This is a genomic window from Streptomyces sp. NBC_00285 (assembly GCF_036174265.1).
Lineage (GTDB): Bacteria > Actinomycetota > Actinomycetes > Streptomycetales > Streptomycetaceae > Streptomyces.
This window is the reverse complement of record NZ_CP108055.1, coordinates 3,364,283-3,386,292: the sequence shown is the minus strand read 5'-3', so window position 1 is coordinate 3,386,292 and position 22,010 is coordinate 3,364,283. Positions and strand designations below refer to the sequence as shown.

The following is a 22,010-nucleotide window of genomic DNA, read 5'->3' as shown; positions in this document are numbered from 1 at the left end:
GGCTGCGTCAATATGCGGCTCCGCCGCGTGTGCGCGACAAGCCCCCACAAGCCTTCAGCCGCCCGCGACACAGAACCACCCCTTTCGAAAGGCGACCATGCACACCGCCCGCTTCACCCTCGACCCCGCCTTCAAGATCGGCGAAGTCAACCCCCGCCTCTTCGGCTCCTTCGTGGAACACCTCGGCCGCTGCGTCTACACCGGCATCTTCGAGCCCGGCCACCCCGCCGCCGACGAGGACGGCATTCGCACCGACGTCCTGGACCTCGTCCGGGAGCTCGGCGTCACCGCCATCCGCTACCCCGGCGGCAACTTCGTCTCGGGCTACAAGTGGGAGGACTCCGTCGGCCCCGCCGAGGACCGCCCCCGCCGCCTCGATCTCGCCTGGCGCTCCACCGAGACCAACCGCTTCGGCCTCTCCGAGTACATCGCCTTCCTGAAGAAGATCGGCCCCCAGGCCGAGCCCATGATGGCCCTCAACCTCGGCACCCGGGGCGTCGCCGAGGCCCTCGAACTCCAGGAGTACGCCAACCACCCCGCCGGCACGGCCCTGTCCGACCTCCGTGCCGCGCACGGCGACAAGGACCCCTTCGGCATCAAGCTGTGGTGCCTGGGCAACGAGATGGACGGCCCCTGGCAGACCGGCCACAAGACCGCCCAGGAGTACGGCCGGACCGCCGCCGAGACCGCTCGCGCGATGCGCCAGATCGATCAGGGCGTCGAACTCGTCGCCTGCGGCTCCTCCAGCCAGTCCATGCCGACCTTCGCCGCCTGGGAGGCGACGGTCCTGGAGGAGACGTACGACCTCGTCGACCACATCTCCCTGCACGCCTACTACCAGCCCGAGGACGGTGACGTCGACTCCTTCCTGGCCTCCGCCGTCGACATGGAGTCCTTCATCGAGAACGTGGTCGCCACCGCCGACCACATCGGCGCGAAGCTGAAGTCGAAGAAGAAGATCAACCTCTCCTTCGACGAGTGGAACGTCTGGTACACCTCCGAGTGGCACGAGATCGAGAACTCCGGCGCGCGGGACTGGGCGGAGGCCCCCCGTCTCCTGGAGAACAACTACAGCGTCCTGGACGCCGTCCTCTTCGGCTCCCTCCTCATCGCCCTGCTGCGGCACGCAGACCGCGTCACCGTCGCCTGCCTCGCCCAGCTCGTCAACGTGATCGCCCCGATCATGACCGAGCCCGGCGGCCCGGCCTGGCGTCAGACGACGTTCTTCCCGTTCGCCCAGGCCTCGCGGTACGGCCGCGGCGAGGTCCTCGACGTGCGGGCCGACTCGCCGACGTACGAGACGAAGAAGTACGGCGAGACGGACCTCCTGCACGCCACGGCGGTCCGCGCCGAGGACGGCTCGGTCACCGTCTTCGCGGTCAACCGCAGCCGGAGCGAGGCCCTGCCGCTCGAAGTCGCCCTCAGCGGCCTCGGCCTGACGAGCGTCGTCGAGCACAGCGTCCTCGCCGACGCCGACCCGGACGCCCGCAACACCCTCGACGCCCCCGAGCGGGTCGCCCCGCACCCGGCCGAGGGCACCGCGCTCCAGGACGGCACCCTCACCGCCGTACTGGAGCCGCTGTCCTGGAACGTGATCCGGCTGGCTTAGGGCCTGCGGCCGGGGGAGTCCACCGGTGTCACCGGCACTCCTCCGGCCGAGGCCCCCATCGCCTTCAGCCGTACGTCCTTCGGCCCTGACTCCGTCGTCCCGTCGGACAGCACCGCCAGGGCCAGGGTGTTGGTGCCGCGCGTGCGCAGGATGCCGTTCGGCAGGACGAAGGTGTGCTGCGGGCCCACGTCGTTGACGTACTGGCCCATGTTCCAGCCGTTGAGGAAGATCTGGACGCGGTAGGCGCGCTTCGGGTCGTCGTCGAGGGTGAGGCCGATCGAGGCGTCGATGCCGGCGTCGACGGCGAGCCGGAACGTCGTCCGGTACCAGGTGACCCCCTGGCGCCGGTCGGTGCGGGGCAGCTCCGTGGCCTCCCAGCCGTCCTCGGCGAAGCCCGGCAGGTGCCAGCCCTTGCGCTCCCCGTACAGCCCGCCGTTGTTGAGCGGCCCGCGCACCGGGTCGGGTGTCGACTCGCCCTGGATGCGCCAACTCGCTTTCGGCGCACCGCCCTTGAAGGTGACCTCCGTCAACCCCCGGGCCACCTTGTGGGAGTCGGCGGACCTGCCGTCCATGTCGTGCGCCATCCGCCGTACGAGGACGGACAGCACCCGGGGGGACTCCCCGGCAGCCGGCGGCACGTCGAACGTCGCCTTCGCCGCCCAACTCCCCTTCCCCGCCGTGCTGTTGTCCGGCACCGGCATCCGGTGCGTGCCCAGAGGCCTGCCGTCGAGCCACGCCATCAGCAGCCCCTGCGTGCCCGTGCTGTACGCCAGGGACACCGACTCCAGGTCGTCCGCGCCCGTCAATCGCCCCCGGTACCAGACGTCCCCGTAGTGGAAGCCGTAGTCGTCGGCGAAGAGGACAGGACCGTCGTTCGGGACCGGGGTGACGCTGTACGAGCTCGCGCGGTCGGCCGTCGTCCAGCCGGAGTCGTCGTAGTCCGGGGCGGCCTCGAAGTTCTCGACACGGCGCCGCCAGCCGCTCAGCGCGGGCAGCCGCACCTCGCCCACGGCGGGCACCGGGAGCTGCCCCGGCGTGGGCGGCATGTCGGCCCGCAGGCTGCCCATGGGGGTGATGGAGGTGCGCAGCGGGCGCCCGTTCCAGGTGATCCGCCCCATGCCGCGCGGCCCCCACACCTCCATGCCCGTCGCCTCGACGGTGTCGCCGGTCAGATGGGCGGTCATGCCGTCCAGGGTGGCCCCGCGCACCAGCGAGGGGCCGTACACCAGCACCGGCCCGGTCGGGGTGTCCAGCGGGAACAGCCTGAGCGCGGTCGCGTCGTCGGCGAAGACCAGCAGCAGAGGGGTCTCGCTGCCGCCGCCCTCGACGCGCACCCGGGTCAGTCCGCCGACGCCGATCGGCGCGGTGACCCGCAGGACGCCGAGGTCGTAGTTCCACGCGGGTTCCGCGTCGCCCCGGTAGACCAGCGGCTCCTCCGGGCACTCCACCAGGACCTGCGCCATCTCGCCGTACGGGGCCGTGAACACGGCGACGTCCATCCGCCCGACCTTGAGATACATCATGGGCTGCGCGGTGGCGAACCTGAGCGTGCGCACGCCCAACTGCAGGTTGGCGGTGAGCAGTCGGGCGTCATGGGCGGCGACGGTGAACGCCACGTCGATCCCGGCGTCCGGGATGGTGGTCGTGATCGGCGCGTCGGTGTCGTTGCGCACGACGTACACATGGGAGCCGGTGTCCGGGTTGGTCAGGTGGTACACCTTCAGCCGCTCGTCCGCGGCCCGGACCGCGTCCGCCCGGTCGAGCTTGGCGAAGTCCGGCACGGTCCGCAGCAGATGGCCGAGCTCATGGGTCGGGGCGAGCTTCGGGGTCTGCCTGCGCGCCTCGTCGATGGCCGCCCCGTAGTCGTACGACGTGTAGACGGCCGGTGCGGGCAGCCAGCCCCACGAGGTGCCGCCGAAGGTCATGTAGACGTTGTGCACGGTGATGCCGTTGGCGAGGTTGGTGAGCTGGAAGCGCCGCTCGTAGGCCGCGTCCCGGGTCCGCCGCGCCTCGGCGTATCCCTTGCCGTCGAAGGTGGCCCCGCCCCACGGGTCGAACCAGCCGCCGCCGAACTCCGGGACGAACCCGGGCGTCCTGGGGCTGGCCGTGGCCCCGCCCTTGAGCCCGCCCTCGCCGAAGTACCCCCAGTCCGGCGGCACTTCGGCCGGGTTCGGATAGCCGTCGAAGCCGTACAGCCAACCGTGCTCCTGGCCCTCGGTGTTGAAGGTGCCGGGCGTCCAGTAGCCGTTCCTGCCCTTGTCGTTGTGGAACAGCGGTACGTCGATCCCGTCGGCGCGCACCTTCTTGTACAGGTGGGACATGTAGTCACGGCCGAGGGGCTCGTCGACGAAGGCGTCGTACTCGTTCTCGATCTGGTAGAGCAGGACCGTGCCCGTGCCCTTGGTGAACAGGTGCCGGGACGCGATGGCGTTGACCTCGCCCAGCCACTCGTCGACGTACGACAGATAGGTCGGGTCGGAGGTGCGGGCCCGGCCCGCGGTGGCCGTCAGCCAGCCCGGGAAGCCGCCGCCGTCGACCTCCGCGTTGATGTAGGGGCCCGGGCGCAGGATCACGTACAGGCCGGTCTCGGTGGCCGTGCGCAGGAACAGGTCGAGGTCGCGGACGCCCGTGAAGTCGTACTGGCCGGGGCCTGCGGAGTGGTAGTTCCAGGCGACGTACACGCTCACGGCGTTGAAGCCGTGGGCGCGCATCTTCTCCAGGACGTCCCGCCACAGCGACGGGCTGGGCAGCCGGAAGGGGTGCATCTCACCCGACCACAGCACCAGGCGCCGGCCGTCGACCAGCAGCGAGTACTCGTCGAAGCCGACCTTGTGCCGCAGCCGGTCGGCGGCGGGCGCGCCCGGCGCGGGCCCGGTGGGCACGCTGTGGGAGGCATACGCCCGGGTGGTCTCGCCACCGCTGCCGCTCAGCGCGAAGCCGAGCGCCGTGGTGCCGGCGAGGGCGCTGAATGTACGTCTGCTCAGCTCCAAGGGAGCGCCTCCTGGTCGTGCCCGTTCCTTGTGTCCGCCCCCGGCCCGTCGCCCGGCCGATTCGCCCGTGCTGTGAGTGGTGGGGTCATTGTGATGTGGCCATTCTCTATGCCCGGACGCCGCACAATTGTCGTATGAGGATCTCTGCACGGGCGGACTACGCGGTACGGGCGGTGCTGGAGCTTGCCGTGAGGCGGGACGCGGGGCCGGTGAAAGCCGAGGCCATCGCGGCGGTCCAGGACATTCCGCACAAGTTCCTGGAGGGGATTCTCGGCGACCTCAGGCGCGGCGGAATCGTCGACAGCAGGCGGGGCGGGGGCGGTGGATACCGGCTCGCCCGCGAGGCGTCGGCCATCACTGTCGCGGACGTCATCCGGGCCGTCGACGGACCCATCGTGTCGGTGCGCGGCGAGCGGCCCACCGGTCTGGAGTACACGGGCTCCGCGCAGCCGCTGCTTCCCCTGTGGGTCGCCCTGCGGGCCAACGTCCGCAAGATCCTGGAGGGCGTCACCATCGCGGACATCGCGCAGGACGCGCTGCCCGAGCCGGTCCGGCAGCTGGCGGCCGAACCGGCGGCCTGGGAGAACCCCTGAGTCCCCCCGGTCACCGGCTCCCGGTCCGCGCGGCGAAGTCGTCGAGCAGGGCGAAGGTGCGCGCGGGCTGTTCGAGATGGGGCAGGTGGCCGGCTTCCGCCACCACCTCGAAGCGGGCGTCCGGGAAGGACGCGGCGTACTCCGCGCTGCGGGCGATCGGCCGGCGCCCCGGTGCCAGTGCGCGGGAACTGGCGGCGGCGACGTTCCAGACCGAGCAGGCCTTCGGCACGCTCGCCGGACGTCTGGTGGCCCAGGGCCTGCTGGACCGGCGCCCCGGGCGCGGCCGCCGTATCGAGCACCACCTCACCGCCGAGGGGGAACGAGTGCTGAAGGCGGGGCACGAGGTGGCGGACGCGGTGCTCGCGGAGTGCTTCGAGGGCCTGGCGGATGCGGAACGGAAGACCCTGCTGGGGCTGCTGCGCAAGGTCGAGGGCGCCTGAGACGCCGGGCGGGCGCGGCGCCCCCGCCGAGACGCCGCGCCCGTGTGCGTGCGGAACCCGCCGCCGGTCAGGCGGAGTTGACGCCGACGGTCAGCGTGGCCAGGTACCCGTCGGAGACGCTGGAGCCGAGGGCGGTCAGGGTCAGCAGGCCCGAGGAGGCGCCGCCGTCGTCGTAGACGGAGTCGTTCGCGAGCAGGGTCTCCGACGTGGTGTTCGCGGAGTACGGCGAGGTGGCCTGGACCTCGGTGTTGATGTCCGGGTCGAAGAAGAGCTGCCCGGTGTGGACGACCTCGCCACCGGTGTACGAGTCGTCGGTGAGCGTCACCTCCGTGTGCACTCGCATATGGATGTGAACGGCCCGGGAGACGTAGTGACCGGGCCAGATCGAGGTGATGGTGCACTGGCCGTTCGCGTCGGTCATCTGGCCGCCGCGCAGGAAGGTGCCGTTGTCCTCCTCCTGGTGGCCGTTGCCGCCGACGAAGCCCGAGTATTCGCCCAGCACGTCGCAGTGCCAGAGCTCGACGAGCGCGTCGGCCAGCGGCGCGCAGTCGTCGGCCTGGTCGACGACGGTGAAGGTGTACTGAACCTCGAAACCCTCCTTCTCCTCCCTGATGTCCGCCCGGACCAGGGCGCCGTCGAGCGAGTACGGACCCTCGGTGACCTCGGCGGTCAGGGTGCAGACGCTCGAGGACGCGGTGGCGGTGGCGGTTTCGGCCGCCGTGGTGGACCCGGTGGCCGTGGTGGGGGTGTCGGCCGAGGCGATGCCGGCGACCGCCAGCCCGCCCACCGCGGCGACGGCTCCGCCACCGATCAGGATGCGCCGCCGTTTGACGCCGCCGTCCAGCCGGTGCCTGCCGCCCTGCCCGGTACCGCTCACGGTGTCGCTGTCGGTGTTGCTCTCGTGGTCGTGCTCCGTGTTTCCCGTCATGAGGGAGAAGTTAGGAGCGAATCTGAAGAATTCCTTGACTTGCGGCTGTGAACAGCCTGGGAACGCACCGCTCAACGGACCCTGTTTCCAAGCGAGTTCGGACATAGTGCGCCGCCCGTCGTGTGTGGGGTTGTGAACGGGCCGGGGTGAATGGCCGGAGTTCGCACTGGTCGGGTCACAGGGCGCTCCCTACGATTCGATCGCCGCGGTGCTTCACAGAAAACACACAGGTTCTCCACGCTTCAACAGTTCAGCGACAGAGGAGAGACCCCCCATGGCAAGTGGACTGTTCCTGGGCGGCGCGATCGCCGCTCTCGTCACCGCGGCGATGCCCGCGCACAACCCGTCCGGCGGGTTCGTCGACCCGCCCCCGGACAAGATCGTCATCAACGTCGCCACGGTGAATGGTTCCGGCTGTCCCGCGGGAACGGCGGCCGTCGCCGTCTCCGAGGACAACACCGCGTTCACGGTCACCTACAGCGACTACCTCGCGCAGGTCGGCGGCAACTCCGACCCCACGGCGTTCCGCAAGAACTGCCAGCTCAACCTGATCGTCCACGTCCCGTCGGGCTTCACGTACGCCATCGCCCAGGCGGACTACCGCGGCTTCGCCGCACTCCAGTCCGGCGCGAGCGCCGTGCAGAGAGCCTCGTACTACTTCCAGGGCTCCTCGCAGACGGCCTTCAAGACCCACAACTTCACCGGCGTCTACAACGACAACTGGCAGGCGACCGACACCACCGACTGGGCCCAACTGGTCTGGGCCCCCTGTGGAGTTCAGCGCAACTTCAACATCAACACGGAGATCCGCGTCAACGCGGGTTCCTCCTCGCCGTCCAAGGTCAGCTTCATGACGATGGACTCGACGGACGGCGACATCAGCACCGTGTACCACATGGCATGGCAGCCGTGCCCGGGCAAGTGAGCCGGGACAGCTGAACGGGGCCGTCCGTCACCCAGTGGGGTGGCGGACGGTTCCCGGTCCTGGCGGCCGGTTGGCGTCCCGCAGTGTCCTGTTCGAGCACTTCGGCCGGGCGGCGCTCCGATCGTTCAGGCTTCGAGGGGTTCGCCGGCAGGTGCGGGGCTCTGGACCTCCGGTTCCGGGCCGACGCGGCCCGGCAGCAGGAGGCACAGCGGGACGGCCGCGGCGGTGAACGCCGTGGACCACCAGAAGGCTTCACCGAATCCGGAGGCCAGGTCGGCGGGTGTACGGGCGCCGGCTGTGGCCCGTTGCAGGACCATGACCAGGACCGCGATGCCCACGGAACCGCCGACCTGCTGGGCGACTCGGCTGATGCTGGAGGCGGCCGGGATCTCCTCGCGTTCCAGTCCGACGAAGGCCGCGCCCATGATCGCGATCATGGCTCCTCCCAGCCCGAGTCCGCGCACGAACAGCACGGCCATCAGTGCGATGTTGCTCGTGGAGGCGGTGACGAAGCCGAACGGCACGGTGGCCGCGAAGGTGAGGGCGAAGGCGACGACGGCGACAGGGCGCGAGCCGAAGCGGTCCATGGACCGGCCGGCCAACGCACGCGAGAGGAGGGCGCCCACGCCCGTCGGGATGAGCAACAGGGCGGCGTTCAGGGCGGATTCGCCACGTACCTGCTGCCAGTACAGCGGCAGCAGGAGCATGGTCCCGTACAGGGCGGCACCGGTCAGGAACACCAGTGCCGAGGATGAGGCCAGGGCGCGGTGGCGCAGCAGCCTGATGTCGAGCAGGGCGTCCGGTCCGTGCCGCAGTGCCCACAGGACGTATCCGGCGAGCAGGGCCACCCCGGCGAGCAGGGGTCCGGCCACCCTGAGGCCGGCCAGGCCGGCCAGGCCGTCGGATCCGGAGAGCTGTGTCAGGCCGTAGACGACGGCGGCGATGCCGGGTGAGAGCAGGAGCATGCCCACGGTGTCCAGGCGGGGGCGGGTGCCGGGCCGGGGTCCGTCGTCGGGAAGGTTGCGTTGGGCCAGGTAGCCGCCGACGACGCAGAAGGGCACGTTGAAGAGGAAGATCCAGCGCCAGTCGCCCAGGTGCAGGAGGGCACCGCCGATGACCGGGCCGATGACGGGGCCCAGGGCGGTGGGCACGGTGATCAGGGACATCACCTTGCCGATGTTGCGGCCCTTGGCCGCCTGCATGACCAGGGTGAACATCAGCACCATGAGCGTGCCGCCGCCGATGCCCTGGATCACTCGGAAGGCGATCAGGCTCTGGACGTTCCACGCCCCGGCGCACAGCAGTGACCCGGTGAGGAACATGCCCAGGCCGGCGGTCCACAGACGTTTGCCGCCCAGCATCGACTGGGCCCATCCGACGGCCGGCATCGTGGCGGACAGGGCCAGCAGGTAGGCGGTGGTCACCCACTGGGTGGTACTGAGCGACGTGTGGAGCTGCCCGGCGAGGCCGTCGATGGCGACGCTCATGATCGTGGTGTCGAAGATGACGGCGAGTGCGCCGATGATCAAGGTGTAGGTCAGATGCCGCAGGGCCGGGTCGATCCGGTCGGCGTCCGCGCCGGCGGATGGTGGCTTGGCGCCCGTGATGCTCATGAACACTCCTTAGGATAGATGGCTCTATCTTATTGGAGTCAGGCTAGGCCGCTAGGATTAGATAGGCAAGTCTATCTAGCGGAGATGGGGGTTCAGATGGCCGAGCGACGCCGCGGAGCGGCGCTGGAGGAGGCGCTGCTCGACGCGGCCTGGGAAGAACTCGCCGACAACGGCTACGCCCGGTTCACCATGGACGCCGTCGTCAAGCGTGCGGGCACCAGCCCTACGGTCCTCTACCGCCGGTGGTCGGACCGCGACGCACTCGTCCGGGCGACCATCCCCCATGTTCTGCGCAAACACATCCACGACGTTCCCGACACCGGATCCCTGCGGGAGGACGTCCTCACCCTCATGCGGGAGATCAGCGCCACCCGCCTCCAGCTCGTCACCGTCATGAGCGTGAACCTGGCCGGCTACTACCAGAAGACCGGAACCAGCCCCGGCGACCTGGTCGACCCCACCACGACAGGGCGCAAGGAAGCCGTCGACGTCCTCTTCGACCGCGCCGCCGAACGCGGCGAGATCAAACCGGAACTCCTCACCGAACGCATCAAGTCACTCCCCTTCGACCTGCTGCGCAACGAGTTCCTCACGACCTTCGCCCCCGTGCCCGACGACGTCCTCGAAGAGATCGTCGACACGATCTTCCTCCCCCTGGTGCGCTGACCGCGGCAGCACCGTGCTTGAGGAACGGATCAGCGAGGTCCGGCCCGGGATGCGGCACTCGACCGGCCGGTCCCGCTTCTGTCATCGCCCGTCTCCCGCTCCCCGGCGTCATGGAGACGGAGGGTGTCAAGCCGGAAGTACGCGCCCTGGGCCACCGGGATTCCGGCCTACGGTCGCCCAGGGCGCGTGGGGGATGAGCGGTCGCGCTAGTTCTCGACGCCGAGGGTGAGGGTGCCGGTGTAACCGGCGGTGGGCGAACTGCCGAGGGCGGTGAGGGTCAGGAGGCCGGAGGAGGCGCCGGCGTCGTCGTAGATCCCGTCCTGGGCGAGGGTGGTGCGGGTGACCGTGTTGGCCGAGTACGGCGAGAGCGCGCCGACCTTGGCGGTGATCGTCTCGTTGAAGAAGAGCTGGCCGGTGTGGAGTTCGGTGCCGCCGGTGAAGGAGCCGTCGGAGGTGAGGGTGACGCCCACGTGCACCTTCACGTGGATGTGGACGCAGCGGCCCCGGTACCAACCCGGGTAGACCGTCGTGATGTTGGCGACGCCCGCGCTGTTGGTCAGGACCCCGCCGCGCAGGAAGGTGCCGTCGTCGGGCTCGTTGTGGCCGTTGTTGCCCACGTAGCCGGAGTATTCGCCGAGCGCGTCGCAGTGCCAGATCTCGACGAGGGCGTTGCTGATCGTGGCGCAGGTGTCGTCGTTGACGACGGTGAGGGCGAGTTTGAGCGGGAAGCCGGTCTTGCCCTCGGTGATGTCGGAGCGGACGTACTGGCCGTCGAGGTAGTAGGGCCCCTCCGTCATCTCCTTGGTGAGGGTGCAGACGGCCGCGGCGGCGACGGGGGCGGTGTCGGTCGTGTCGGCCGCGGGAGTCCGCGAGGCGGCGGCGCCCACGGCGAGGGTCGCCGCCGTGGCGCCTGTGGCGACCAGGACGGTCCGGCGTCCGATCGGGTTGCGTGACGTGTCGGCCGCGGCTCTCGTGACGGTCTCGTCCACGGCGGTCTCGGTCGTGGGGGTGTCATTCATGGGGGTGTCTGTCATGAACACGGCACCTTAGGGGCGGTGTCTGTTGGTGCGCTGTCAGTTCGGCAAAGTGATGGACCGTCAAGTTTCTTGCAAGACAGGTTGCGGGACGGTTCGGGGCGGGCGCGGTAGCGTATCGGGGCGTATGCCAACAAGGAGGGTGAATGGGGCTTACCGTGCGGGTCGAACGGCGTATCGCCGAGGACTTCCCCGGTCGCGAGGGCGAGGTGGTCGGGGATCTCCTCACCGAACTGGTCAACCACCTGACCGACCGGGGGGATCAGGAGGACAAGGAACGGATCGCTGCCGCGACCCTGCTGTGCGGCCAGGGACGGGTGGACCGGATCCTCGACGCCGTTCAGCTGGCCAAGGAGGACTGGCGGGACGTGCTGGTGGGGGCGGGGCTGGCGGATGCGGGGTGGAGAGAGCGGTTGGAGGCCACGCTGGGACCGGAACGGGCGGTCGGCTGACGCCTGTCTGACGCGCCGCCGCGGGGCCGTCCACGTCCTCCGTCCCGGGAGGGAGGTGGGCGGCCCCGCGGCGGCGGTCAGGTCACGCGGGAAGCTGCGGGTCCCGGCGTTCCAGCACCACGGCCAGGGGAGTCCCCTCCCGGGTCGCCGCGATACGGCGGGCTCGCAACTGGGCTCGCGTCCGGGGACGGAACTTCGGCTCCCGGCCGCAGCCGCAGGGCTCGAAGCCCTCGTAGCGCAGGCCGGCGGCCAGGACCGCGGCCACCACGGACCACGCCTTGACGTCCCGGCGTGCGGGTGCCGCGAAGTCGTGGCCGGCGCAGGTCAGCGGCCCGGAGCAGTTCGGGCAGCGGTGTCCGCCGGGGGCGGTGGCCGGGTGCCTCTTGAACGCGACGCGGCAGGACACGCACGCGTAGTGCAGCTTGTAGGAGGTCTCGGCGTAGTGGCACACGCGGCGAACGTACCCGGTGGCGCGGCGGTCGGCGAGGCGGTTTTTGAGGACGCGGGTCACCTCTGCCGGTTACTTCTGAGGTCATCGACCCCTGTCCGGAAGCCTGCCAGGCTCACCGGCGTACACAGTCGCACCGACCGGGAGGACGCCATGACCGCCTACGCCATAGCCCACCTGCGGAACGCCGCGCCGCACCCGGAGATCGCCGAGTACATCGAGCGGATCCCCGGCACTTTCGAGCCGTACGGCGGCCGCTTCCTGGTGCACGGCACCCTGCACGAGGTGAAGGAGGGCGGCTGGCCGGGGTTCGTGGTCGTGATCGGCTTCCCGGGGATCGCCGAGGCGCGGGCCTGGTGGGACTCCGCCGCGTACCAGGAGATCGCCCCGTTGCGCTCGCGGCACATCGAGGGCGACATCATCCTGGTCGAAGGCGTTCCCGACGGCTACGACCCGGCGGTCACCGCCAAGGGGATGCGGGACGCGCTCACTTCGTGAGGTGGGCGAGGAAGTCGGCCCAGGGGGTGGGGGAGGCGGTGAGGCGGGGGCCGTCCGGGTTCTTGGAGTCGCGGATGTGGATGGTGGCGGGGCAGGTGGCCACTTCTACGCAGTCGCCGGAACCGCTGCTGCTGTAGCTGGACTTGCGCCAGGAGAGGGCGACCTCGACGCAGTCGTCGCCGGAGCCGCTGCTGTAGTTGCTTTTGAACCAGGCCAGTTCGGAGGTGCTCATAGCTCTCCTCGCATCCGTCGCAACAGGCTTGCCGAGTCCCTAATGGTGAGCGCCTGTGAACGCATCCTGGCATACCTGCTCTGGAGCACGCTGATCACTTTGGAGTCGGAGATGAGCTGCCCGCTCTCCGGCGCCTCCGTGTAGGCGAACCACCTGTTTTGCGGGTTCTCCAGCAACTGCATCGGCCCGTGCAGACCTGCGTGTGACCGTTGTACCAACGGCATGACCTGGATCTCGACGTTCCGCAGCTCGGAGACCTCCAGCAGATGTTCCACGAGCTCCCGCGTCGTCTGCGTTCCGCCCGTGCGGCGGAGAAGCAGGTGTTCCTCGATGATGAAGCTGTAGGCGGTGTTCGGCCGGTCCCGCAGCAACTTCTGACGTTCCGCCCGGGCGACCCACTGTGCCTCGATCTGCTCGTCGTCCAACGGCGGGAGTTCGTCGGTGAAAAGCTGCCGCGCATACGCCTCCGTCTGCAACAGCCCCGGAACCAACCGGCATTCATACGTGTACAGCGTGATCGCGGTCGCCTCCAGTCCCGCCCACTGCCGAAACCACGCCGCCAACCCCGGCTGCCGGGCCAGCTTCGGGAACGACTTCCGCAGCGCCCCCGTGTTCCCCGTCGCCTCCTCTCCCCGTTCCACGAGCACCAGGTCCGGCATCCGGCGCCCCAACTCCACCGACGCCACGGTGTGTTTGGAGAAGCCCACCAGGTCGCCGAACTCCTCCCGGCTCAACCCCGAATGCTCCCGCAGGGCTTGCAGCACCGCCCCGAACGTCCGCATGCTGTCCGACGACTCCGGCTCACCGCCACCATCGACCACAGTCGGTCACCTCCCGCGCCCATGGTCACGGTCCGTCACGCGTACTGTCCAGTCCGTGACCGCGTACGCTGCCGCAGCGTACGCGCGCCCCACCTGGTGAAGCACCGTCAGGACCGCCAGATTGGGCCCATGACCGCACCTCACACCCACCAACCCCCGGTTACCGTACGTACGTTCACCCAGCGCCTCAGTCCCACCCCGCGCGGTGCCCGTCTCGCCCGCCACCTCGCCCTGAACCAGCTGCACGCCTGGGGCATCGCGCACGGCACTCCGGTCTCCGACGCCGTCGCGGTGATCGTCGCCGAGCTCGCCGCGAACGCCGTCACCCACGGCCGGGTTCCGGGACGGGACTTCGAGCTGGGGCTGGCCCTCGTCACCGGCAGTGTCCGTATCGAGGTCACCGACACCCGCGAGGAGCCCTTTCCCGCCGTACGGCCGATGCGGCTGCTCGGCGACGGGGGCCGTGGGCTCGTCCTCGTCGACGCGCTCGCCGACCGGTGGGAGGTACGGGACCGGGAGCCCCCGCCGGGGAAGACGGTGCGCGCCGAGGTCGATCTGCCGAGCCGCCGTCGGCGACAGTGACTCCCGCCCCGCGGGCGGCTGTTGGATACTGGAGCGACCGGCGTGAAGAAGGGGGAGGTTCGCGTGGTGGACGGGCGTGAGGTGGATCAGGGGGAGTTGCTGGGTGTCGCAAAGGACGAGGAGCGGGCGCGTAGCCTGCTGCGCGCGTTGCGCACGCTGAGCACCGGGTCCGACCCGAAGCTGCGGGAGATGGCGGGCGGGGTGCTGCGCGGCAGACTCACGGCGGAACAGGCCTTCACCGACCCGGAGTACACGGCCGCCCTGTTCGCGGGGGCGGACAAGGTCCGGCGCGCGGGGGAGCAGCGTTCCGACGCCGAGGCCCGCGAGGCCGGCGAGCGCTTCGGGGAGTGGCAGGAAGCGCGTCGCGCCGAGGACGAGCACGATGAGAGGGACGAGCGGGACGGCCAGGACACGGCACCGCCCGGCGCGGAGAGCCGTACGGATTCAGAGCGTCCCGCGGGCCCTTGGGGGCAGTCCGGCCCCGGCGGTCTGGGCGGCTCCCGCCCGACGCGTCCCTTCGGGAACCGGTGAGCATCCCCCGCCCGACGGACGGACTCCGATCCCTCCCGTAGCGGCAGCAAATCGCGCCCCCCGTAGTACAGTTCGGCCGTCGCACGCGTGACCTGAAATGGTCCTGCCAAGGCGAAGGGGGAACGGGGATGGGAGTCGTGCTGCCCGACGAGGCGGCCTGGGTGCTGGACCTCATCGGAGTCGAGTGGCCCAATGTCGACGAGGACGACTACCGCGACATGGCCGACGGACTGCGTTCGTTCGCCTCGCAGATGCGGCAGGGCAAGGACGCGACGACGAGTGTCGTCCGCGAGTTCCTCGAAGGCAACGAGGGCATCGCGACCGCCGCCTTCCAGCAACACTGGGGCAAGGTCAGCGACGTACACCTGGAACGCCTCGGTGAAGCGGCCGACATCGGGGCGGTGGCCCTGGACGGCGCCGCCGTCGCCGTGGCCGGTGCCAAGGTCGCCGCCGTCGTCCAACTGGGCATCCTGGCCGCCGAGATCATCGCCGCCCAGGCTGCCGCGCCCTTCACGCTCGGGCTGTCCGAGGTCGGCGCGCTCGGCGCCACCCAGGCCACCCGCCTGATCGTGCGGCGGCTGCTGAAGGAGGCCGAGCACCTCCTGGTCGAGGAGCTCATGTCCGTCGCCATGGGCCCCGTCTACTCCGCGCTCGGCAACATGGCCACCGACCTCGTCATCCAGGTCGGCGCCAACGCCGTGGGACTGCAGGACGGTTACAGCCCCGGCAAGACCCTGAACGCGGGCAGCGAGGGCCTCAAGGAGGGGCTGGACGCTGCCACGGGGACCACGGGGACCTTCACCGCGAAGGGGGGAGGCGCCGCGTGAGCGACACCGTACGCAGCGACCAAGAGCTGCACGAACGGCTCGCCGACCGGATCACCTCCCAGGCCGACGAGCACGAGTCCAGCGCCCGCCCCCACCTGCGCCGCAGCCGGGCCGGGCTGAACCGGACGCGCGGCAAGGGCGCCCTCGCGGCGGCCGTCGAGACCGGGGCCGAGAAGATCCTCAAGGCCATCGAGGAGGCCGAGGACCAGCTCCACAAGCACCTCCAGGACGTGTCCAAGGGCGTGCGGGACATGGGCGACAACCATGCGCGCAACGACAAGAACATCGAGACGATGCTGCAGAGCATCGTGAAGCGCTCCGGCGACCAGGACACGGTGCGCGACGGCGGCGGGATCGGCAAGGACCGTCCGGACACCACCAAGGACCCGCACACCGTCACCGTGGAGTGGAAGCCCGGCATGCCCAAGCCGGCCTTCGAACGGAAGGCGCGGGCCCTGCAGCGGCTCGGCGAGGAGGGGAACCTCTTCAAGTTCAAGGGCAGGACCGAGGACTACCGCGACAAGGAGATCACCGCGAAGTACAAGGGCGCCCTGGAAGCGCTCATCCGCAGGAACCACAAGGACGACCCCGAGTTCGCCGAGGAGGCCGCGCAGGCCGCCCGTAAAATGCAGCCCGACCACGTCAACGAGCTCCAGACCGGTGGTCCGGACGCGTGGCGTAACCTGCGGATGCTCGACCGGACGACGAACTACGACATCGGCACACAGCAGATACGCCCGCAGATCAAGGATCTTCCGGACGGCAATCCGATCAACATCGACATCAAGTGGTGGCCAGATGACTAGCGCGAGCCCGGCGTCGTCCCGCCTGATCGCAACCGTGGACGCCCTGCGGACGGCGCTGGCGGAGAGCCCGGACGTGCTCGGGTTCACGCTCGGCGGGACGATCGACGAGGAGACGTCCGCCGCCGCGGATGCCGACGGGGTGCCGCGGGAGTTCCTGGACTTCTGCCGGGTGCTGGACGGCGCGAGCTGCGGACCGTCCGTGCAGCTCTTCGGCCTGGAGGAGGCCGAGGAGCACCAGTTCTACTGCGAGCCGGTCGTCGACTCCCCGCTGGAGCTGTCCCCGGAGAAGCTGTTCTGTGTCGGGATGACCAACGACGCTCCCGTGTTCCTCGACCGCGCGGGCGGCAGTGTCCTCGGGACCCCGGACCAGGGCGCCGACTGGGTCGACGCGGAGCGCTTCGAGCAGCTCGCGCCCGGTCTGGCCGACTTCTTCCTGGAGCGGCTGGCCGACCCCGCCGCGTACGCACGGCTCGCGCTGGTCGACGACGAACTGGTGGAGTACGACGACTGGCTGAAGCTGCTGCGCCGGGCCGGCCTCGCCGGCTGAACACACAGAGGACGAGGGGAAGAAGAGGACGCATGGCCACCCATGACGAGATGACGGAACTGTTCGGCGCGGACCGCGTGGTCACGCTGGACCGTGCCGTCGCCGAGGAGCGCGGACTGTCCGAGGCCGACGCCGAGGTGCTGTGCGACGTCGGTGTGCCCGCCTTCGTCGACGTGCTGTTCACCCTCGACACCGCCGACGACGGGCCCGATCCCTTCACCGTGGTGCCGGTCGCCGCCGGCGGCGACGAGACCCACATCCTCGTCCTCGGCGGCCCCACCGACGACCCGGCGATGCGGTACTGCCTCGACATGGACCGCGGCTACGTCATCCTCATGTCCTTCGACGCGGAACCGCGCGCCGAGATCGTGAACCGCACCCTCGCCGACCTCGTCGAGTTCCTGTACCGCTTCGCACTGCGCACCAAGCACCTGGAACAGGCCGCACCGCAGGACCGCGCGCCGTACACGGACACACTCGTGGAGTACCTCAGGGCCCGCGACCCGTACGCGTTCGCACAGCCGGACAGCTGGTGGTCGATGGTCTTCGAGCAGGTCGGCTGAGTCCTACGACGCCCACGCCGTCCCTGGAGCACGACCACTGAGGCGTGCGCGGGCCATTGACGCGCAAGAGGTTCGATTCTACGGTCCCGTCCGAAGCTCTGATCGGTGATCGACATGTCGAACATCCCCTCACTCGCATCCTGCAAAGGAGCGTCAGCGTGCGCCGCACATCGCTTCTGGCTGTTCCCGTCGCCTTCCTGCTGGCCCTGATTCCGGGCACGGCCTCCGCGTACCCCAACCCCGGGACCGTCACCGGTGCCACCACCGTCCACGACCCCACCATGATCCGCACCTCGGCCGGCCGGTACCTGCTGTACGGCACCGGCGGCGGTCTCGGCTACCGCACCTCCACCGACCGGACCGCGTTCACGGCGGGCGGCGACGCGTTCACCGCCAAGCCCGGCTGGTGGTCGTCGTACGCCACCGAGGCGTGGGCGCCCGACATCTCCTACCAGGGCGGCAAGTACCTGCTGTACTACGCCGTCTCGACGTTCGGCTCCAACAAGTCCGCCATCGGCCTCGCCACTTCGGGCACCGGCCTGCCCGGCTCCTGGGCCGACCAGGGCACCGTCTACACCTCCACCACCGCGAGCGACTACAACGCCATCGACCCGAACCTCTTCGTCGACGGCGACGGCAAGTGGTGGCTGTCCTTCGGGAGTTGGTGGACCGGCCTGAAGATGATCCAGCTCAACCCGAGCACCGGGAAGCAGCTCTCCTCCAACACCACGCGGTACTCGATCGCGGCCCGCCCGACCGGCACCAAGGCCGTCGAGGCGCCGTACATCGTCAAGCGGGGCGGCTACTACTACCTCTTCGCGTCCTACGACACCTGCTGCGCCGGCACGAGTTCGACCTACAAGGTCAAGGTGGGCCGGGCCACCGCCGTCACCGGGCCGTACGTCGACAAGAGCGGCGTCGCGATGACGAACAACGGCGGCACCCCGGTCCTGGAGTCGCACGGCCGGTACATCGGCCCCGGCGGACAGTCGATCATGAACGACTCCGACGGCGACCTGATCGTCTACCACTACTACGACGGCAACGACAACGGCACACCCAAGCTCGGCATCAACCTGCTGAACTGGAGCAGCGGCTGGCCGGTCGCCCACTGACACTGAGCCGCCCCAGTGGGTGACCCCGTGGCCGCCTCGTCGTCCGTGCGGTAACTGCCGGGCGGCGGCGAGGCGTTGTGCGCGCGGTGGGTTCAGCGGGTGTCGCCGAGCGAGACCAGCAGGGTGCGCAGGACGCGGGTGAGGTCCTCGCGGTCGTCCGGAGTCAGGCCCGCGAGGATCTTCAGCTGGTTCTGGACATGTCCCTCCACGGTGCGGTCGACCAGGTCGCGTCCCTCGGCGGTGAGGGCGATGTGCAGGCTGCGCCGGTCGCCGGGCACGGACTCGCGGGTGACCAGGCCGCGGGCGACCAGCCGGTCGATGCGGTTGGTGAGCGCGGCCGAGCCGATCATGATGCTGCCGGCCAGTGCCTTGGCTGTGAGCGGCTGCCCGCTGCGGCGCAGGGTGGCGAGGACGTCGAACTCCCACGTCTCCATGTCGTACTGCGTGAAATAGTCCTTGAGTCGGGCGTTCACCAGTCGTGACAGCCGCAGGATGCGGCCGACCGTGCCCATGGCGTCGAGGTCGAGGTCGGTGCGCTGGGCGGCCCACTGGTCCATGAACTCGTCGACGGAGTCACGCATGAGGTCACCTCCCGTTCAGGTTTAGTTTGACAGCGAAGTGTTTGACGCAAGTGTAGTTCATGGCATAGCTTCTCGACGTCAGATAGTTCGACGTCGAAAAGTCAGGGGGTAAGGTCGTGAACGCATCGAGCGTCGATCACGCCACCGTTTCCCGGGTCATCCGTTCCCGCCGCAGTATTCGCCATTACCGGCCCGATCCGGTACCGGCCGCGCTGCTCACGGAGCTGGTGGAGCTGGCCCTGGAAGCGCCGTCGAGCTTCAATCTGCAGGCCCGTTCGGTCGTGACCGTCACCTCGGAGGAGGGGCGCCGGGCGCTCACCGCGGCCACCGGTGGCCAGCCGCATCCGCAGGAAGCGCCGGTGATGCTCGTGTTCGTCGCCGAGTCCGCCGCCTGGCGCGAGGACCGGGGCGACGTGTGGGACACCGCGACGCAGCGCGGGGCGTGGTCCGAGCGATTCGCCGCCGCTTCGCCCGCCGACACCCGCCACTTCTACGAGGACCTCGCGGGCCGGGGCCTGGAGCGGGAGTACGCGGTCAAGGACGCCATGATCGCCGCGTCCTTCCTCATGATCGCCGCTGAGGCCGCGGGTTTGGCCACCAGTCCGATGAACGGCTGGGACGAGGGGCAGGTCAAGAAGGCCATCGGCATCGACGGCCGCGACGACCTGCACATCGCCCTGCTCATGCCGCTGGGCCACCCGGCCGAGAGCCGGCTTCACCCAGGACGACGGGACCGTGTGCTGACCTGCTTCAGCGAGACGTACGGCCGCTGACACCACATCACAACCAAGCGCGAACACCGCGCACCAACAGGGGGGTTGGTCTTCGTGACCACAGTCAACAAGCTCGTCCAGGTCGCAGGCGTCATCGACGCCGTCGAGGCGGACATGATCATCGCTCAGGGTGCCGACTGGCTCGGCTTCGCGCTGCGTCTGCCGTCCGGCAAGGACGACATTCCCGAGCAGGATGCCGCGGTGATCATCAAGGGCCTCGCCGCCCCGCACGCCGGCGTCCTCATCAGCTATCTCACCGACGCCCAGGAGATCAGCGACTTCTGTCACGAACTCGGCGTCGTCGCCGTGCAGTTGCACGGTGACGTGGAGACCGGGCAGCTGCGCCGCCTCAAGGAGATCCGGCCGGACCTCTTCGTGCTCAAGTCCCTCGTCGTCAAGCAGGACAACGCCGAGGAGCTGCTGAAGCTCGTCGACGACACCCACGCCTTCGTCGACATGTACATCACCGACACCTTCGACCCGAGGACCGGCGCCAAGGGCGCCACCGGCCTCACCCACGACTGGAACGTCTCCGCCGAGCTCGTCCGGCGTTCACCCAAGCCGCTGATGATGGCCGGCGGTCTGAACCCGGAGAACGTGGGCGACGCCATCCGTGCGGTCCGGCCCGCCGCCGTCGACGCGCACACCGGCCTGGAGGGCCCCGACGGGCGCAAGGACCGCGCCAAGGTCGCGAAGTTCGTCGCCGAGGCCCGCCGCGCTTTCGACGAGATCGGCTGAACGCAGCACCGAAGCAGGGGCGTCCGGACCGCGATCCGGCCCGGACGCCCCTCCCTTCGCCGTGCCCTCGTCGAGCGAGTCGAACCCAACGGACCCGAAGGAGCCCATGCCGTGACCACGGGCCACAACGTCCATCTGCTTCCGCAGACCGACCAACTCCGTGCCATCCACACGATCATCCGGGACAAGGACTGCACCCGCGAGGACTTCGTCTTCCACTCGCGCCGCGTCATCCGGCACCTGCTCGAAGCCGGCCTCGACCTCCTGCCGTTCACCAAGAAGGACGTCACCACCCCGGTCGGCACCACCTACCAGGGACTCGAGTTCGCCTCGAAGATCTGCGCGGTGCCGGTCATCCGGGCGGGCGAGGCCATGGAGGGCGAGCTGCGCTATCTCCACCCCGGCATCCGCGTCGGCAAGATCCTCATCCAGCGCGACAAGCGGACCAAGCTGCCGCACCTGTACTACCAGCACCTGCCCGCGGACATCGCCGACGGCCACGTACTGCTGCTGGAGCCGATGCTCGCCACCGGCGGCTCCGCGATCGCCGCGATCGACGTGCTGCGCGAGGCCGGGGTGCCCGAGAAGCACATCATCATGATCAACTTCCTGTCCTCTCCCGAGGGGCTGCGCCGGGTGGGCACCGAGCGTCCACAGGTCAAGATCGTCACCAGCGCGATCGAGGACCGGCTCAACGAGCACGCGTTCATGATCCCGGGCATCGGCGACTTCGGCGACCGTTTCTTCGGGACGACCGACTCCGGAGCCACCGAGTGACCAGTCAGCGCCTCGCCGCGACCTCCGCCCTCACCGCGCTCGCCCCGGCCGTCTGGGGATCGACGTACCTCATCACCACCGAGTTCCTGCCGCCGGACCGGCCGCTGCTGGCCTCCACCCTGCGGGCCCTGCCCGCGGGACTGCTCCTGCTGCTCATGACCAGGACGCTTCCCCGGGGCATCTGGTGGTGGCGGGCCGTCGTCCTGGGCGTCCTGAACATCGGTGCCTTCTTCTATCTGCTGTTCCTGGCCGCCTACCACCTGCCCGGGGGAGTGGCCGCGCTGGTCATGACGATCCAGCCGATGATCGTGCTGCTGCTCGGCTCGGCGCTGCTGAAGGACCGGATCCAGCCCGTCCATCTGGTGGCCTGCCTGGTCGGCGCCGTCGGAGTCGCCCTGCTCGTACTGCAGCCGCACGCCGGTCTCGACGGCGTCGGCGTACTGGCCGGGCTCCTCGGCGCCCTGTCCATGGCCTCCGGCATCGTGCTCACCAAGAGGTGGGGCCGTCCCGAGGGCGTCGGACTGCTGACGTTCACCGGTTGGCAGCTCACCGTCGGCGGGCTCGTCCTGCTGCCCGTCACCCTGGCCGGCGAGGGTCTGCCGGACCATCTCACCTGGACCAACGTCGGGGGCTTCGCCTACCTCAGCGTCATCGGCGCGCTCATCGCCTATGTCCTGTGGTTCCGAGGTCTGTCCCGGCTGCCGGCCCTCGCCGCCTCCTTCCTGTCCTTCGCCTCACCGCTGTGCGCGACGGTCCTCGGCTACCTCTTCCTAGACGAGACCCTGCGCCCGCTCCAACTCCTCGGCGCGGCCGCCGTCGTGGGCGCGGTCGTCCTCGCCCAGCCGCGGGGCCGGGACCGCAGACCCGCACCGGCGCCGCCCGAACGCGCGGCGAGCCGGGTCTGATCGACTCTCATCAACG

At 69.8% G+C, this 22,010-nt stretch carries 26 protein-coding genes and 1 pseudogene; 18 read left to right on the top strand and 9 right to left on the bottom strand.

Features of this window, described 5'->3' with window-relative positions; genetic code table 11:
• Window positions 1-97 precede the first annotated feature (97 nt).
• Entirely contained in the window at window positions 98-1,609 is a 1,512-nt protein-coding gene (arfA, locus tag OHT57_RS15635) for an arabinosylfuranosidase ArfA (protein WP_328747017.1), read from the top strand.
• On the opposite strand, the gene OHT57_RS15630 is transcribed toward arfA, so the two are convergent.
• Window positions 1,606-4,599, bottom strand: a complete 2,994-nt coding sequence (locus OHT57_RS15630; protein ID WP_328747016.1) for a glycoside hydrolase family 35 protein — start codon at window positions 4,597-4,599, stop codon at window positions 1,606-1,608. The two genes, arfA and OHT57_RS15630, sit on opposite strands and share 4 nt — an antisense overlap.
• A 134-nt stretch (window positions 4,600-4,733) precedes the next feature.
• Here OHT57_RS15630 and OHT57_RS15625 point away from each other — a divergent pair, with 134 nt between their 5' ends.
• Window positions 4,734-5,192, top strand: a complete 459-nt coding sequence (locus tag OHT57_RS15625; RefSeq protein WP_328747015.1) for an RrF2 family transcriptional regulator — start codon at window positions 4,734-4,736, stop codon at window positions 5,190-5,192.
• Window positions 5,193-5,202: 10 nt separating this feature from the next.
• On the opposite strand, the gene OHT57_RS47455 is transcribed toward OHT57_RS15625, so the two are convergent.
• Window positions 5,203-5,421, bottom strand: coding sequence for an alpha/beta fold hydrolase (locus OHT57_RS47455; RefSeq protein WP_443053657.1), 219 nt, complete (start codon window positions 5,419-5,421; stop codon window positions 5,203-5,205).
• On the opposite strand from OHT57_RS47455, the pseudogene OHT57_RS15615 reads away from it, so the two are divergent.
• A pseudogene (locus OHT57_RS15615) lies at window positions 5,324-5,632 on the top strand (MarR family winged helix-turn-helix transcriptional regulator); the annotation flags it as partial. The gene OHT57_RS47455 and the pseudogene OHT57_RS15615 sit on opposite strands and share 98 nt — an antisense overlap.
• Window positions 5,633-5,699: 67 nt before the next feature.
• Here the strand turns inward: OHT57_RS15615 and OHT57_RS15610 are convergent.
• Window positions 5,700-6,560: an intradiol ring-cleavage dioxygenase gene (locus tag OHT57_RS15610; protein ID WP_328747014.1), complete on the bottom strand. Its 861-nt coding sequence runs from the start codon at window positions 6,558-6,560 to the stop codon at window positions 5,700-5,702.
• A 274-nt stretch (window positions 6,561-6,834) separates the two neighbouring features.
• On the opposite strand from OHT57_RS15610, the gene OHT57_RS15605 reads away from it, so the two are divergent.
• Window positions 6,835-7,485, top strand: a complete 651-nt coding sequence (locus OHT57_RS15605; protein ID WP_328747013.1) for a DUF4360 domain-containing protein — start codon at window positions 6,835-6,837, stop codon at window positions 7,483-7,485.
• A gap of 125 nt (window positions 7,486-7,610) precedes the next feature.
• Here OHT57_RS15605 and OHT57_RS15600 read toward each other — a convergent pair whose 3' ends face one another.
• On the bottom strand, window positions 7,611-9,098 hold the full coding sequence (locus tag OHT57_RS15600) for an MDR family MFS transporter (RefSeq protein WP_328747012.1): 1,488 nt from the start codon (window positions 9,096-9,098) through the stop codon (window positions 7,611-7,613).
• 96 nt (window positions 9,099-9,194) lie between these two features.
• Between OHT57_RS15600 and OHT57_RS15595 the strand changes: the two genes are divergently transcribed.
• On the top strand, window positions 9,195-9,764 hold the full coding sequence (locus OHT57_RS15595) for a TetR/AcrR family transcriptional regulator (RefSeq protein WP_328747011.1): 570 nt from the start codon (window positions 9,195-9,197) through the stop codon (window positions 9,762-9,764).
• Window positions 9,765-9,970: 206 nt separating this feature from the next.
• Here OHT57_RS15595 and OHT57_RS15590 read toward each other — a convergent pair whose 3' ends face one another.
• Window positions 9,971-10,783, bottom strand: coding sequence for an intradiol ring-cleavage dioxygenase (locus OHT57_RS15590; RefSeq protein ID WP_443053614.1), 813 nt, complete (start codon window positions 10,781-10,783; stop codon window positions 9,971-9,973).
• 161 nt (window positions 10,784-10,944) lie between these two features.
• Between OHT57_RS15590 and OHT57_RS15585 the strand changes: the two genes are divergently transcribed.
• Window positions 10,945-11,250, top strand: coding sequence for a hypothetical protein (locus OHT57_RS15585; protein WP_328747009.1), 306 nt, complete (start codon window positions 10,945-10,947; stop codon window positions 11,248-11,250).
• A gap of 82 nt (window positions 11,251-11,332) precedes the next feature.
• On the opposite strand, the gene OHT57_RS15580 is transcribed toward OHT57_RS15585, so the two are convergent.
• Window positions 11,333-11,761, bottom strand: coding sequence for a hypothetical protein (locus OHT57_RS15580; protein WP_443053448.1), 429 nt, complete (start codon window positions 11,759-11,761; stop codon window positions 11,333-11,335).
• A 90-nt stretch (window positions 11,762-11,851) separates the two neighbouring features.
• On the opposite strand from OHT57_RS15580, the gene OHT57_RS15575 reads away from it, so the two are divergent.
• Window positions 11,852-12,196: a DUF1330 domain-containing protein gene (locus OHT57_RS15575; RefSeq protein WP_328747008.1), complete on the top strand. Its 345-nt coding sequence runs from the start codon at window positions 11,852-11,854 to the stop codon at window positions 12,194-12,196.
• On the opposite strand, the gene OHT57_RS15570 is transcribed toward OHT57_RS15575, so the two are convergent.
• Both OHT57_RS15570 and OHT57_RS15565 read right to left on the bottom strand, forming a co-directional pair.
• On the bottom strand, window positions 12,186-12,428 hold the full coding sequence (locus tag OHT57_RS15570; protein ID WP_328747007.1) for a DUF397 domain-containing protein: 243 nt from the start codon (window positions 12,426-12,428) through the stop codon (window positions 12,186-12,188). The genes OHT57_RS15575 and OHT57_RS15570 overlap by 11 nt on opposite strands.
• Complete coding sequence (locus OHT57_RS15565; protein WP_328747006.1) at window positions 12,425-13,210, bottom strand: helix-turn-helix domain-containing protein; 786 nt, start codon at window positions 13,208-13,210, stop codon at window positions 12,425-12,427. The genes OHT57_RS15570 and OHT57_RS15565 overlap by 4 nt, the downstream gene beginning before the upstream one ends.
• 168 nt (window positions 13,211-13,378) lie before the next feature.
• Between OHT57_RS15565 and OHT57_RS15560 the strand changes: the two genes are divergently transcribed.
• From OHT57_RS15560 to OHT57_RS15530, 7 genes are all read left to right on the top strand, one after another.
• Window positions 13,379-13,831, top strand: a complete 453-nt coding sequence (locus OHT57_RS15560) for an ATP-binding protein (protein ID WP_328747005.1) — start codon at window positions 13,379-13,381, stop codon at window positions 13,829-13,831.
• A 42-nt stretch (window positions 13,832-13,873) separates the two neighbouring features.
• Window positions 13,874-14,362 carry a hypothetical protein gene (locus OHT57_RS15555; RefSeq protein ID WP_328747004.1) on the top strand — a complete coding sequence of 163 codons (489 nt, stop codon included), beginning with the start codon at window positions 13,874-13,876 and terminating at the stop codon, window positions 14,360-14,362.
• 128 nt (window positions 14,363-14,490) lie between these two features.
• Window positions 14,491-15,189, top strand: a complete 699-nt coding sequence (locus OHT57_RS15550; RefSeq protein WP_328747003.1) for a WXG100-like domain-containing protein — start codon at window positions 14,491-14,493, stop codon at window positions 15,187-15,189.
• Window positions 15,186-15,995, top strand: coding sequence for a hypothetical protein (locus OHT57_RS15545; protein ID WP_328747002.1), 810 nt, complete (start codon window positions 15,186-15,188; stop codon window positions 15,993-15,995). The genes OHT57_RS15550 and OHT57_RS15545 overlap by 4 nt, the downstream gene beginning before the upstream one ends.
• The gene (locus OHT57_RS15540) at window positions 15,988-16,542 is read left to right on the top strand and encodes a hypothetical protein (RefSeq protein WP_328747001.1); all 555 of its coding nucleotides are present in this window, start codon (window positions 15,988-15,990) and stop codon (window positions 16,540-16,542) included. Before OHT57_RS15545 ends, OHT57_RS15540 begins: the two co-directional genes overlap by 8 nt.
• A gap of 32 nt (window positions 16,543-16,574) precedes the next feature.
• The gene (locus OHT57_RS15535) at window positions 16,575-17,105 is read left to right on the top strand and encodes an SUKH-4 family immunity protein (RefSeq protein ID WP_328747000.1); all 531 of its coding nucleotides are present in this window, start codon (window positions 16,575-16,577) and stop codon (window positions 17,103-17,105) included.
• A 158-nt stretch (window positions 17,106-17,263) separates the two neighbouring features.
• A complete protein-coding gene (locus tag OHT57_RS15530; protein WP_328746999.1) occupies window positions 17,264-18,220 on the top strand; it encodes an arabinan endo-1,5-alpha-L-arabinosidase in 957 nt (318 codons plus the stop codon).
• A 92-nt stretch (window positions 18,221-18,312) separates the two neighbouring features.
• On the opposite strand, the gene OHT57_RS15525 is transcribed toward OHT57_RS15530, so the two are convergent.
• On the bottom strand, window positions 18,313-18,801 hold the full coding sequence (locus OHT57_RS15525) for a MarR family winged helix-turn-helix transcriptional regulator (protein ID WP_328746998.1): 489 nt from the start codon (window positions 18,799-18,801) through the stop codon (window positions 18,313-18,315).
• Window positions 18,802-18,917: 116 nt separating this feature from the next.
• On the opposite strand from OHT57_RS15525, the gene OHT57_RS15520 reads away from it, so the two are divergent.
• The 4 genes from OHT57_RS15520 (at window position 18,918) to OHT57_RS15505 (ending at window position 21,994) form a co-directional block, all read left to right on the top strand.
• Entirely contained in the window at window positions 18,918-19,574 is a 657-nt protein-coding gene (locus tag OHT57_RS15520) for a nitroreductase family protein (protein ID WP_328746997.1), read from the top strand.
• A gap of 54 nt (window positions 19,575-19,628) precedes the next feature.
• The gene (locus tag OHT57_RS15515; RefSeq protein ID WP_328746996.1) at window positions 19,629-20,312 is read left to right on the top strand and encodes a phosphoribosylanthranilate isomerase; all 684 of its coding nucleotides are present in this window, start codon (window positions 19,629-19,631) and stop codon (window positions 20,310-20,312) included.
• A 111-nt stretch (window positions 20,313-20,423) separates the two neighbouring features.
• Window positions 20,424-21,089 (top strand): uracil phosphoribosyltransferase, encoded by a 666-nt coding sequence (gene upp / locus OHT57_RS15510; RefSeq protein ID WP_328746995.1) that lies wholly within the window; start codon window positions 20,424-20,426, stop codon window positions 21,087-21,089.
• Window positions 21,086-21,994, top strand: coding sequence for an EamA family transporter (locus OHT57_RS15505; RefSeq protein WP_328746994.1), 909 nt, complete (start codon window positions 21,086-21,088; stop codon window positions 21,992-21,994). The genes upp and OHT57_RS15505 overlap by 4 nt, the downstream gene beginning before the upstream one ends.
• Window positions 21,995-22,010: the final 16 nt, after the last annotated feature.

Bases quoted from the DNA above. Each gene is read 5' to 3' on its own strand.
- OHT57_RS15600 (WP_328747012.1), bottom strand. From the start codon at position 9,098: ATGAGCATCACGGGCGCCAAGCCACCATCCGCCGGCGCGGACGCCGAC.
- OHT57_RS15560 (WP_328747005.1), top strand. From the start codon at position 13,379: ATGACCGCACCTCACACCCACCAACCCCCGGTTACCGTACGTACGTTC.
- OHT57_RS15595 (WP_328747011.1), top strand. From the start codon at position 9,195: ATGGCCGAGCGACGCCGCGGAGCGGCGCTGGAGGAGGCGCTGCTCGAC.
- OHT57_RS15610 (WP_328747014.1), bottom strand. From the start codon at position 6,560: ATGACGGGAAACACGGAGCACGACCACGAGAGCAACACCGACAGCGAC.
- OHT57_RS15590 (WP_443053614.1), bottom strand. From the start codon at position 10,783: ATGAATGACACCCCCACGACCGAGACCGCCGTGGACGAGACCGTCACG.
- OHT57_RS15575 (WP_328747008.1), top strand. From the start codon at position 11,852: ATGACCGCCTACGCCATAGCCCACCTGCGGAACGCCGCGCCGCACCCG.
- OHT57_RS15535 (WP_328747000.1), top strand. From the start codon at position 16,575: ATGGCCACCCATGACGAGATGACGGAACTGTTCGGCGCGGACCGCGTG.
- OHT57_RS15605 (WP_328747013.1), top strand. From the start codon at position 6,835: ATGGCAAGTGGACTGTTCCTGGGCGGCGCGATCGCCGCTCTCGTCACC.
- OHT57_RS15570 (WP_328747007.1), bottom strand. From the start codon at position 12,428: ATGAGCACCTCCGAACTGGCCTGGTTCAAAAGCAACTACAGCAGCGGC.
- OHT57_RS15625 (WP_328747015.1), top strand. From the start codon at position 4,734: ATGAGGATCTCTGCACGGGCGGACTACGCGGTACGGGCGGTGCTGGAG.
- OHT57_RS15525 (WP_328746998.1), bottom strand. From the start codon at position 18,801: ATGCGTGACTCCGTCGACGAGTTCATGGACCAGTGGGCCGCCCAGCGC.
- OHT57_RS15540 (WP_328747001.1), top strand. From the start codon at position 15,988: ATGACTAGCGCGAGCCCGGCGTCGTCCCGCCTGATCGCAACCGTGGAC.
- arfA (WP_328747017.1), top strand. From the start codon at position 98: ATGCACACCGCCCGCTTCACCCTCGACCCCGCCTTCAAGATCGGCGAA.
- OHT57_RS15585 (WP_328747009.1), top strand. From the start codon at position 10,945: ATGGGGCTTACCGTGCGGGTCGAACGGCGTATCGCCGAGGACTTCCCC.
- OHT57_RS15565 (WP_328747006.1), bottom strand. From the start codon at position 13,210: ATGCGGACGTTCGGGGCGGTGCTGCAAGCCCTGCGGGAGCATTCGGGG.
- OHT57_RS15550 (WP_328747003.1), top strand. From the start codon at position 14,491: ATGGGAGTCGTGCTGCCCGACGAGGCGGCCTGGGTGCTGGACCTCATC.